Annotated in this window: 10 protein-coding genes; 2 read left to right on the forward strand and 8 right to left on the reverse strand. The window is 66.7% G+C overall.

The features are described from left to right. Positions 1-3 precede the first annotated feature (3 nt). Both BVH01_RS08255 and BVH01_RS08260 read right to left on the reverse strand, forming a co-directional pair. Positions 4-543, reverse strand: a complete 540-nt coding sequence (locus BVH01_RS08255; RefSeq protein ID WP_075929883.1) for a cytochrome b/b6 domain-containing protein — start codon at positions 541-543, stop codon at positions 4-6. After that, positions 543-809, reverse strand: a complete 267-nt coding sequence (locus tag BVH01_RS08260) for a PepSY domain-containing protein (RefSeq protein ID WP_075929884.1) — start codon at positions 807-809, stop codon at positions 543-545. The genes BVH01_RS08255 and BVH01_RS08260 overlap by 1 nt, the downstream gene beginning before the upstream one ends. A 151-nt stretch (positions 810-960) precedes the next feature. Here BVH01_RS08260 and BVH01_RS08265 point away from each other — a divergent pair, with 151 nt between their 5' ends. Then, the gene (locus BVH01_RS08265; RefSeq protein ID WP_075930976.1) at positions 961-1,626 is read left to right on the forward strand and encodes a response regulator; all 666 of its coding nucleotides are present in this window, start codon (positions 961-963) and stop codon (positions 1,624-1,626) included. After that, positions 1,623-2,984 (forward strand): ATP-binding protein, encoded by a 1,362-nt coding sequence (locus BVH01_RS08270; protein WP_075929885.1) that lies wholly within the window; start codon positions 1,623-1,625, stop codon positions 2,982-2,984. Before BVH01_RS08265 ends, BVH01_RS08270 begins: the two co-directional genes overlap by 4 nt. Positions 2,985-3,015: 31 nt before the next feature. Here the strand turns inward: BVH01_RS08270 and BVH01_RS08275 are convergent, their stop codons facing one another. The 6 genes from BVH01_RS08275 to BVH01_RS08300 all read right to left on the reverse strand — a co-directional run bounded on the left by BVH01_RS08275 (position 3,016) and on the right by BVH01_RS08300 (position 11,254). Next, positions 3,016-4,053, reverse strand: a complete 1,038-nt coding sequence (locus BVH01_RS08275) for an HlyD family secretion protein (RefSeq protein WP_075929886.1) — start codon at positions 4,051-4,053, stop codon at positions 3,016-3,018. Next, positions 4,050-6,140, reverse strand: a complete 2,091-nt coding sequence (locus BVH01_RS08280) for a hypothetical protein (RefSeq protein WP_075929887.1) — start codon at positions 6,138-6,140, stop codon at positions 4,050-4,052. The genes BVH01_RS08275 and BVH01_RS08280 overlap by 4 nt, the downstream gene beginning before the upstream one ends. Before the next feature lie 14 nt (positions 6,141-6,154). Next, entirely contained in the window at positions 6,155-7,483 is a 1,329-nt protein-coding gene (locus BVH01_RS08285) for a glycosyltransferase (protein ID WP_075929888.1), read from the reverse strand. After that, positions 7,483-8,859 carry a diguanylate cyclase domain-containing protein gene (locus BVH01_RS08290; RefSeq protein WP_075929889.1) on the reverse strand — a complete coding sequence of 459 codons (1,377 nt, stop codon included), beginning with the start codon at positions 8,857-8,859 and terminating at the stop codon, positions 7,483-7,485. Before BVH01_RS08290 ends, BVH01_RS08285 begins: the two co-directional genes overlap by 1 nt. Before the next feature lie 128 nt (positions 8,860-8,987). Then, complete coding sequence (locus BVH01_RS08295) at positions 8,988-10,937, reverse strand: DUF4105 domain-containing protein (RefSeq protein WP_371915590.1); 1,950 nt, start codon at positions 10,935-10,937, stop codon at positions 8,988-8,990. Continuing rightward, on the reverse strand, positions 10,934-11,254 hold the full coding sequence (locus BVH01_RS08300) for a DUF2388 domain-containing protein (RefSeq protein WP_013792566.1): 321 nt from the start codon (positions 11,252-11,254) through the stop codon (positions 10,934-10,936). Before BVH01_RS08300 ends, BVH01_RS08295 begins: the two co-directional genes overlap by 4 nt. Positions 11,255-11,468: the final 214 nt, after the last annotated feature.

Genomic DNA, 11,468 nt, shown 5'->3' on the forward strand with positions numbered 1-11,468 from the left:
ATCTCAGCGATGTTCGGATGGTGGGCGGCGTTTGCCGGTGATCATCGACAGCGGCAGGTTCTCGCCCAGGTGCAGGCTTTCGATCACGGCCGCAGCCATATGGATCGCCACCAGCGTCGCCAGGCCGTTGGCGGCCCAGGCGTGCAGCGTGAGCGGCCAGTCGGCGCCCCACAGGGCATCGACTTCCTGCATCAGAAAGCCGCTGATGCCCAGGGTGGCGATGGCCGTCATCATCAGCAGCATCACCAAGGCGCCGATCGGCGAGTGGCCGAGGCGGCGGTGCGCTTCTCCCTCGAGCAATTGACCGAGGTGATCGGCAAGGCGTGAGCGGGTTGGCCAGAAGTCCGTCCAGCGCGCGCTGCGCGGGCCGACGAAGCCCCAAACCAGGCGCACGGCGAGCCAGGCGCAGGCGTAGTAACCGAGCCAGGTGTGCCAATCGTCACCTTCCTCGGTAAAGAAATAGTTGGCGACGAAGACCCCGGCTACCGATAGGTGGAACAGGCGGATCAGGGGATCCCAGAGTCGTATCGTCGCCGCCTGCATCAGTCTTCGATCTCGGTCTTGATGGCCTTGCCGCTGACCGGGTCGTGATAGATCTCGACCTTGCGCTTGTCCTTGTCGAAACCGTAGATCTCGTAGCAGTTGCCTTTGGTGACCTTGAACTTGCTGATCTGGTAACCCTGTTCCTTGAGCTTGGCCTGGAACTGCTCCGGGTCCTGCCAGGTCGAGCGGTCGGCGGTGGTGCATTCGGTGCTGGCCATGGCCAGCGGGCTGCCGAGCAGCAGGGCGAAAAGCGCGACGTAACGCATGGTGAGTCTCCTTCTTGGGGTAGTCAGGAGCACCTTGCGACGCGAAGCTTAGGAAAGTCTTAATGGGCAAAGGTCGGTAACATCTACTCCTGCCCAATGCGCCGCGCGAAGCGCATGATGGCGCCGTTTTATCGATGACGAGGTGCGTGCCGTGCGTGTCCTGCTGGTTGAAGATGATCGTGCCCTGGCGCGCGGGATCCGCGTGGCCCTGCGCGGCGAAGGCTATACGCTGGACTGGTTGGAGGACGGCGTCGAAGCCGCCCATGCGCTGCGCAGCGAACGGTTCGACCTGGTGCTGCTCGATCTCGGCCTGCCGCGCCTGGATGGCATGACCCTGCTGCGTCAACTGCGCGCGCGCAGCGAGAACGCCGTGCCGGTGCTGGTGCTCACCGCCCGCGATGCCATGGATGACCGGATTCAGGGCCTGGATGCCGGCGCCGACGACTACCTGGTCAAACCCTTCGACCCCGAGGAACTGAAGGCGCGCATCCGCGCCTTGCTGCGGCGCAGCCAGGGCCGTGCCCAGCCGGTGCTGGAGTTCGCCGGCGTGACCCTCGACCCGTCCACCCAGGAGGTGCGTTACCAGGGCCGCGCCGTGCCGATGACGCCCATGGAATATCAGCTACTGCACCAGTTGCTGATTCGCCCCGGCGTGGTGGTCACTCGCGAGCGCCTGGCCGGCGCCCTGTACGGCTGGCAGGAGAGCGGCCCGGGCAATACGCTGGAGGTGCTGATCCACAACCTGCGCCGCAAACTGTGCAGCGAGTTGATCCGTACCGTACGCGGGGTCGGTTATCTGCTGGAGCAGACGTCGTGATTTCCATCCGCACGCGCATTCTGGCGCCGACCATCGCCCTGGTCCTGGCCGGCAGCCTGGCCCTGGTGCTGCTCGCCCTGCGCGACAGCCACCGGCAGACCGAAGCGGTCTATGACGCACAACTGGTGCAGGCCGCGCGGGTGCTGCAAGGCATGCTGCAGCAGCCCGACGGCCGGCCGGTGGACTGGCAGTTCGTTCGCCAGGCGCTGGATGGCGCCCTGGATCGCTCCGCCGATGGGGTGTTCTCGCACCCCTACGAAATCAACCTGGCGTTCCAGGTATGGGACCGCGACGGCAATCTGCTGGTGCGCTCCGAACAGGCGCCGCACCTGACGAAACTGCCGGCGCCGGGCATTCACGAATTCTTCTTCAACGACCAAGAATGGTGCGGCGTGCTGCTCGACGACAGCGCAGGCGGCCTGCGCATCTGGGTCGGTGAACGGGAGGACCTGCGCCAGGACCTGATCCACCAGATTCTCCAGCACACCCTGATGCCGACGCTGGTCTGCCTGCCGTTGCTGGCCGCGTTCATCTGGCTGCTGCTCGGCTGGGGGCTGCGCCCGTTGCAGCGCCTGGCCCAGCAACTGCGCGAGCGCCCCGAGCACAGCTTGGAGCCGCTGCCGACAGGGCCGCTGCCGCCGGAGCTGGAACCCATGCGCCTGGCTCTGGACGACGTATTGAGCCAGCTGCGCGCGCTGCTCGAACGCGAACGCCGCTTCATCGCCGATGCCGCCCATGAGCTGCGCACGCCTCTGGCGATTCTCGAGATTCACGTGCGTAACGCGGCGCAGGCCGAAAGCGTGCAGGAGCGCGAGGAGGCGCTGGCCTTCCTCAAGCACGGTGTACATCGCGCCACCCGCATCGCCAGCCAGCTGCTGACCATGGCGCGGCTGGAGGCGCCATCGCAGAACCTGCAGCCGCTGGACCTGACCGCTGTGGTGCGCGAGGAGCTGGCCGACCTGGCGCCGCTGGCCCTGAACCGGCGGATCGACCTGGCCCTGGAGGCCGAGGAAACGGCGCTGATTCAGGGCGATCGCGGGTTGATCGTGATCCTGCTGCAGAACCTGGTCAGCAACGCGCTGACCTTCTCGTCACCCGGCAGCGAGGTGAGCGTGCGCGTGTGCCGGGAAGGCGAGGGCGTGCACCTGCAGGTCGTCGATCAAGGGCCAGGCGTCGAGGAGGCCCGCATACCGCGCCTCGGCGAACGCTTCCACAGCGCCGGCAACCCGCAGGGTGCGGGGCTGGGGCTGGCCATCGTCGGCATGATCGCCCATCATCTGGGCGGCTCCATCGGCTTCAGCAACGCCACCCCGCGAGGCTTCAGCGCGGTGGTCAGGTTTCCCGATACGGTGCGATAGGCAGGCTTGCGGCCTGCCAGGAGCACCCTGCTCAGAAGCGCATGCCGAACAGAGTGAAGTGCTCGTTCGGGAAGCGCACGCGCACCGGCAGCGAGTCGACGCGCCACTCGTTGGCCAGCGGCTCGGTGAAGCGCGCCGGCACCATCAGCCCGCGGGTGGGGCTGCGAAACGGCTGGCGCAGATCGCTGGGCAATGGGTTGGCGCTCTCTGCCGGATTGATCACTTCCGCCTTGATCCAGTCGCCGTCGGGCAAGCGCACGTCGAGTGGCGAACCGGGGGTGGCGTGCTCGACATCCTTGGGGTCCAGGTACACCCACAATTGCGCCGGTCCGCTGCGTTCCAGGCGCATCAGCAGGGTGCCGGGGCCGACATTCTCACCGGGTGCGGTGACCACTTCTGCCACTCGGCCGCGCTCGCTGGCACTGACCTGCATCTGCTCGAGCTGGCCGGCCAGCCAGCGACTTTCCAGTTGCTGCTGGCGCTCATAACGCTCGCCTTCGCTGCTGCCGACGCCGCTCAGGATGCGCTCGAAAGCCAGTAACTCGGCCTCACGGCTGTCCAGGGCATTCTGCGCTTCGACCAGCTCGCCGCGGGTGGCGGCGCCTTGCTGCACCAGCCGACGCGTGTCGTTGACCCGTTGCGAGGCGCGGTTGACCAGGCTCTGCAGCACCGCACGGTTGCGCGCGCCCAGGTCGCCGACCGGTGCTGCAGCTGGCGCCGAGCCGCCTTGCAGCAGGTTCAGGCGCAGGCGCCATTCGGGGTTGTCGAGCTCCACCAGCGGCGTGCCGACATCCACGTGATCACCTGCCTGCACACGGATGCTTTCCACCTGGCCGGGCTGCATGGCGCGCACTTCCATGGTGGGCAGGCGCACCAGCGCGGGTGCCTCGACGCGTATCAGTTCCAGGCCATAGCGCCCAGCCAGCCACAGGGCGGGCAGCAGGATCAGGAACAGGATCAGGTACCAGCGCAGCCGGAAGGCCAGGCGCTTGCCGGGTGCGTAGAGCACCTGCATGCCGTTGTCCTGGGTCGGGTGTCGTTCTTTCGGGCTATTGAAACGTATCTTCATCGGCTTCTCGGGTAATCGGTCCAGGATTGCCAGTCGATACCGCCCACTCCAGCCGGGCGCAGAGCGTTCTGCCAGTTCACTACCTGTTGTTGCAATTGCGTGTGGGAGGCGTCCGCCCAGCTCAGGTCGGCGGGCTGATCCACCTCCACGCTCTGGGCCAGACGCAGCTTCAGGCCCGGCCATTGTTTGGCGATGGCCAGGGCCCGATTGGCGCTGCTCTGCGGGTTGCGGGTGTAGATCATCAGGCTGATCTCGCCGACCCCGATGCGCTGCAGTTCGCAGGGCACGCAGGGCTGGCGATTGACGTGCTCGTCGAACCACCGCGGGTGGCTGGACAGGTTGAGCGGCCAGGGCGCGGCGGCCTTGGCCTCGCGCACGGTGTCGAGCCAGTCGTGCAGACGCTGATCGGGAACCGGCCAACCGAGCTGCTCGACTTCCAGGTCCAGGTGCAGGGCGTCGAAGGGCAGGTCCCTGAGCTGGCCGATCAGGTCGATCAGCCCCTGGCGTTTGCGCGGTTTCAGCCAGTCCGGGTCGCCGAGCAGCAGGGTGACCCGCATGCCGCGGGCGTGGGCAGCCTGCAGCAAGGCGCCCAGGGCCGGGTGGCTGCGCTGCATGTCAGCGACCTGCAGCGCAGTCAGGCCGACGTGCAACTGGCTGATGCCGGCCTGCTGCAGGGCGTTCAGTTGGCCGCTGCGCTGATGCGCATCGAGCAGGGCGACGCTGTCCCAGATGTACGCGCCCTGGCTCCAGTCGGTTTGCGTGGCCGCCTGTGCCGGCATGACGGTGTTTTCGCCTTGCCAGTGCACCACGCGGTTGCCGAGCAGGCGTTCGAAGCCCGGGCTGTCATCACCGAACAGGCGCAGCGCCGAGTCCTGCAGCCAGGCGCCGTGCCAGGCGGATATCTGCGCGAAGCCGGCGTTGTAGTGATCGACCTCGGCCTGCAGCAGCCGCAGGCTGGCTTCGCCAGCATCCAGGCTGCCGCGTTGGCGGCGCTCGGCGATGATGGTGTCGAGGGCGTCTCGCCGTTCGCTGCGCCACTGGTATTCGTTGAGTTGGCGGCGCTGCTGCTCCAACACCTTGCCCAGTTCACGCAACACATCGCCGCGCTCGCGCTCCAGCGCCTGCACCGCCGCCTGGTAGCGCGCCTCGCCCTCGCGGCCGCGGGCGGAGCCGTAGTCGAGCAGGTCGAAGGGCGCCGAGAAGGTGATGCCGGCGCTCAGGCCACTGCCGTCATCGCTGGCGCCGCTGCGCTGCTCCAGGGTCTGGGCGACGTTGACGTAGGACTCGATGGCGCTGTACCAGGGCTGCTTGCGGCCCAGCTCGGCATTGGCCAGTTCGGCGCTGCGCCCGGCGACGCGCGGGTTGTCTTCGAGCTGCGTCTGCCAGGCCTGCAAGGGTTGCGGGTCGCTGGCCAGGGCCGAGGCGACTGGCGTGTCGTTGCCGTCGACCTGCACGCCGAGGCTTTGCAGGCTGGCGCGGATATCTGTCAGCAAACCGTCCTGCATGGCGCAGCGCTGGGTTACCGCGGTCCATTCGCTGCGCATCAGCTGGGCGTCGGACGGCAGGATCCACTTGCCGTCCAGGCGCGTCTGCAACTGCTGGTCGGCATCGCGTGCGGCGCGCTCGACATCCCGGCACAGGCGCTGCTCCTGGGTGGCCCGCCACCAGTCCGCATAGGTGCTGCGGATGGCCAGACGCTGCTGGGCGCGGCGATAGCCCTGTTCGATCTCGCCGAGGCGAATGTCGCGTTCGCTGTCGCGCACCGCATCCATGCGTCGGCGCAGGCTGCCGAGCAGCGGGTAGCGCACGCCGACTGCGAAGCTGCGCCCGTAGTAATCGTCGCGAACGTCGTCGGTCACCAGTTCGCGGTAACGGCCGACGTTGGCGTTGCCGAACATCTCCCATCCGGATTCGCTCTCGCGTTGGTCGCGGGCCGCGTAGCGCGCCTGCAGTTCAGCGTTGGCCGCCGGGCTGCCGTCGCCGGCCTGTTGCAGGGCCTGCTCCAGGCTCAAGGGCGTGGCGCCTGCCAGCAGCGGCGCGCAGCACAGCAGCGGCAGCAGCAGACGTGAAGGTCGTGGTGCAGTCATCTAGTAATAGCGCCTCAGAATCGATTGGCCCGCTTGAGCACCCACCAGGGCGCCATGCTCGACTCCTCGTGCCCGCGCCGCAGGGTTTCATTGAGAATGGCGACCACGCTCCAGCAGCGCAGGGCGTACATCGCCAAGGGGTAGAAGGGCAGCACCCAGATCAGCCGCAGGTCCTGCCTGGGCCGCTCGCTGACCATCAGCATCAGGCCCAGGTACAGGAGCGTGCTCATCACCAGGTACAGCGCGTAGATCAGCAACGAATAGAACACCAGCGCGGTGAACGGCAGGATGATCACCGCCACCAGGCTGTAGCCGAGGATGATGAAAGGCAGCACCAGCTGGAAGAACAGGCCACTGACCATCAGCATCAGGAAGTTCGGCCAGCCGAGCAGGCGCGGTGTGAACACGTGGCGGTGCTTGCGCACGTAGACGAAGAACAGGTCGCCGTCCCAGCGCAGGCGCTGGTCGAGAAAGCCGCGCAAGGTCGCCGGTGCATCGGTATGGCCGATGGCCTGGGGCTCGAACGGAATGCGCAGGCCGTAGCGCCGGAAGTACGCCTTGATGCGCAGGGTCAGGTCGAGGTCTTCGGCGGTATGGGTGTCCCAACCGCCGATCTGCTGCAGGAAGCTGCGGCGAAAGGCCCCGAAGGCCCCGGAGACATTGTTGACCAGGTTCCACTCGGCCAGGCCGATCTTGCACATGTGGATCGACAGCAGGTACTCCAGCGCCTGGATGCGCGCCACCCACGATTGCCTGGCATTGCGCACGCGCAGGCTGCCGGCGACGGCGGGCACCTTGGGGTCACGGAAGTGGCTGACCATGCGCACCACCATGTCGTTGTCGAACGAGGTGTCGCCATCGACGTTGATGAGAATCTCGCCGGTGCTGTACGCCAGGCCGGTGTTGAGCGACGACACCCGTCCGCCGCGCTGCCATTTGGCGATGGGGCGGATCACCCGGTTGCGCGGCAGGCGCTGGTCGGCCTTGAAGCGTCGCACCACCTCGGTGGTGGCCTTGTTCGCGGCGGCGCCGTCGACGATCGGGATGATCTCGATCATGCCGGGGTAGGTCTGCTCGGCCAGGCTGCGCAGGGTCAGCTCGACATCGCGGCCCTCGCTGTAGCAGGTGATGATGCACGACACCCGCGGATGCCAGGTGTTGTGCAGCGGCAGCGCACTGCGCTTGCGCACGAACCAGCGCAGGGTGCCGAGCAGCACCATCAGGTTGAGCGGCACCTCCAACAGCAGGAAGTACGGGAAAACCATGAGAAACAGCCGCCAATGACCATTGGCGCCGTAGATCTCGCCCAGCCACGCGTGCAGATGCTCGACCAGCGCGTTCATCAGAGCTCTCCGGCGAGGCGGGCCATCAGCAGCTCGGCGTCTTCCTTGTCGATCAGGCCGCTGGGGGCGACGCAGCCGCTGGTGGTCAGGCGAATGTCCTGGAGATCCTCTCCGACGAACAGCTCGCTGATTTCGTTGATGCGCTCGACCACCCGGCGCAAGCCGGCCGAATCGGTGTACATCAGCAGCAGCCAGAGCTGTTCCTCACTGCTGCGGGTGCAGCGGTCGGTGTCGCGGATGGCCACCTGGATGCGCTCGATCAGGGTGTCGAGCAGGGCGTGGCCGCGTTGTGGGCCCAGGCGTTCGAGTACCCGGCCCAGGTTGCGAAAGCGCATGCCGAGCAGCGCGAAGGTCGGCGCCTTGTGCCGCTCGATCAGCTCCAGCTGCCAGTCGAGCAGGGTCTTGAAGGTGCCGGCGCCGACCACCGGCAGGCCACGGAAGTAATTGTCGGTATTACGTTCCAGCCCCTGGCGGGCGGTGAGCAGGCCGCCTTCGGACAGCTGATAGTCGCGGATTTCGCGCACCTGCAGCTCGTCCGGCGCGTGGTGCTCGCCGCAATCCAGGCAGCGCGCCTGTACGTCGGCATCGACGAAGAAGGCATCGCAACTGTTGCAGTTGTAGTTTTCCAGCGGTCGGTCGTAGTCGGTGCCGATATGGCGCAGGCGCGTCAAGCAGTTAGGGCAGACGAGGGCACCATCCTTGAGGTACTCGGTCTGGGCGCCGATGTGCCCGCAGGTGAAGCAGTGAAGCGACGGCTGTCGGGCGATGTCCAGGGAATTGCATTCCACGCACACGTCGACGTAGTTCAGGTGGCCACTGCCGCAACTGCGGCACAGGCGGATGCGATCGACCAGTGCGGTGCTGTCGAGCAGGTTGCGCTGGGCCAGGTTCTGCACCTGCGCGAGGCCATTGACCTGATCATCGCCCAGCGCCTCGAGCAGCGGATAGACGTAGTGCCTGGCCGAAGACGGCGCACGCACTGCCTTGAGCGTGCCTGGCGCGCGCAGCCACAGGTAGGCGAGCAACTGCGCTTCGAGGCCCTCGGGTGCGCGGCCATTGTTGAACAGGCTCAAGCGCTCGCGCCATTGCTGCCAGGCCTGCTGCAGCATGCTCGGCTGCGTGGGCGCCGGGCCGTCGCTCAGCGCCACGGCCAGTGGCGCCTGGCTGGCGCAGTAGATCAGGCTCAGGCGATAAGCTGGCTGGCGCCGCAAGGTTTGCAGCATCGCCAGGTTCTCGGCTTCGCTGGCACTCAGCACCACGACATCGAAGGCCGGCTGCTGCAGCAGGGAGGTGAGTTCGCTGAAACGACTGGCGGCAGGAAACCGCGCGTCGTGGCCTGTGGCTACTTCAGCGATGCGAAGGGTAAGTTCGGACATCGGCTCTTCCAGTCAGGGGGCAGAAGTCCGACTGGAAGGCGCTTTGAAAAGTTCTACAAAGATGTTTCGCGTGTACAAGATCTTGCGCCAAACCTTGAACCAGGCCTCGTTTATTGGCCATGGCGCTCTTACAGCTGCAGCCCACCGCTTTCCTTGTGCAGCTTGCGCAGGTGCTCGCCGAGCAGCTTGAGGTTGGCCTCGTTGGCTTCCAGCTCGGCCAGGCGCTGGGGTTCGAGCAGGCTGCGCACCTCGCCGTCGAGGTCAGCGCTGAGCAGGCTCAGTTGTTGCTGGCGCGTGCGGGTTTCGCTTTCCAGGCGCTGCCATTCTTCCTGCTGCGGCAGGCCGTAACCGCCTTCGAGCAGCTCGGCCGGGCGGCTCAGGAAGCCGGTGTTGGCGAGGATCTGCTCCAGTGCATCACCGGCCTTGTTCAGGCTCGGGTCCTTGGCCGCGCGGCCGGTCAGGTAGCGCTGCTTGAGTTCGTCCTGGGAGAGCAGCAACTGACGGCGCATTGCCGCCTGTTCGAGCAGCAGCATGGCGGCGCTGGCGCGCAGGTCGGCCTGCTCGAACCATTGGCGGCGCTGTTCGGATGGCTGCTCGAGCCAGTCCTCGACGCGCTGTTGGCGGATTGGCAGGCGCTGCTGCAGCACCTTGAACATGGCCTGGTAGCGGTCGCGGAACGAGTCGAAGCGATAACCGAGGCGCAGCGCCTCGCGCGAGTCGTCAAGCACGCTGCCATCGGCCAGGTCGCGGGCTTCGAGCACTTCGAGCAAGCCGATGGGCGTGATGCTGTCCAGTGTCTGCAGGCGCGGATGGTTGGTTCCGCTGCGCAACAGCTTGAGGGTCTCCACCGCACAGTTATTGGAGATGAAGAAATAGTCACCGTCGTAGCTCCAGTGCTGCTCGACGGCGCGGGCGACCAGCTGCTCCAGGCGTTCGCGCGGTAGTTTCAGCGGCACCGAGGCGAGGCTGCGCAGCTCGACCTTGGTGTATTCCTCGATCACCTGGGCCAGGGGCAGCACGAACAGGCGCGACGGGTAGGCGCCGGTCAGGCCGTCCCAGCTCGACAGCTGCACGTCGTTGACGAAGGCGCGGTAGGACAGCACCAGGTGCTGATCCAGATCCAGCCGGCAATCCGGCCCCCGGGGACGGCCCGGTGCGCAGATGACCAGGCGCAACATGCTGTGGCCCCAGCGGCTGGCCATGTTCTGATTGGCCTCGGCGAGCAGGTAATCCACTTCGTAGACGCGTTCGGGGTCGAGGTTGGCCAGCGCCTGCTTGTCGAAATCACGGCCTGCGTTCAGGTAGGCGTAGCCGTTGCCGCAGGGCGCTTGCCTGGCCGGCGACCAGCCGAAGTGCTCGCTGAAGAAGCGCGCCAGGGACGGGCGGCGGCAGGCATATTCGGGGTCGAGGAGAAAGTACTCCATGTTCACCGCGACGAACTCGCGCGGGTTACTCAGCTCGTAGCTGTCCGGGCTGCGGGCAACCTGACCGTTATGAGTGTCGCGCTCACCGCGTTTGCCGACGCGCTGGGGCCAGCCGGCCAGGTCGAGCAGGCGCGGCTCGTCGCTGAGGGTGAAGCGGCGCTCGGTCTGGCCGCGGCACTCGGCGCGCAGGCCGACCGGGCCCAGGTCGGCATTGTGCCGCTGGCAGCGGCGCAGCAAGGTGCGCTGCTCCGCGCTCCAGTAGGCGCCACGGTCGTAAAGGTGGGTCACTTCATGCAGCACGGTGGCCAGCAGTTCCTGGCGCACGGTGCCATGGGGGCGGCCGTTGCGGGTGGTCGCCGCGCTGCCGTCGGTAAGGCTGGGCAGCAACGTGGCGTTGAGTTCGACGCCGCTGAGGCGCCCGGCTCGGCCGTAATTGTCCGCTGGCATGTCGACCCAGCGCACGGCCACGTCACGGTCCAGCGCTTCGCGCAGGTGCGGCGGCAGGGCAGCCTGAGCTTCGTCGAGTAGGGTCTGGCTGGCGTGGCGTTGCTCGGGCGTGAGCCCGGCATCGTCGAGGGCGAATTGCAACTGGGCGTGGCTGGCCGTGCTGACCAGCAGGGTCAGCAGCAGGAGCCAGCCGCGGGCGGTCATCACAGCGCGAGAATGGCTTCTGCGAGTACCTGATCGGAAGCGTTCTGGGCCTCGGGAACCTGGCTGCGCAGCGCGCCGAAGGCGGCTTCGAGCTGGGCGCCACGGATGTCACCTTCGCTGGCGACGAAGCTGGCAGCGTCGTCACGGGCTTCGATCACCACTTTCATGTCGCGGATCGAAGTGGTGGTGTCCGAGGTGAAGTTGATGGTGCGATCCAGCGCGCGGACGATGATGTTGCTGGTGGCCACCAGGGTCTGGGCCTGTACGGCGCCGGCGAACAGGGCCAGCGAGGCGGTGGCGGCTAACAACGGACGCTTCATGAACGGTCTCCGAATGGGGTTTGATTGGCTGCTTGGACGGGGAACGCCTGCCGCAGTTCCGGCAATGACGAATGGTTAGGGTCTGTTCCCGTTTCAGCGCGAGCCGCGTTGCCGCGAGAAATGGCCTCCGGTTAGGCGCAGGACGCAGGGAATGGTTGCTCCCTTGCCAAGTCCTGTAACGACAGCGGAGGCCATTTCCCGCGCAACCCGAAGG

The sequence above is a fragment of the Pseudomonas sp. PA1(2017) genome (assembly GCF_001945375.1).
Classification (GTDB): domain Bacteria; phylum Pseudomonadota; class Gammaproteobacteria; order Pseudomonadales; family Pseudomonadaceae; genus Aquipseudomonas.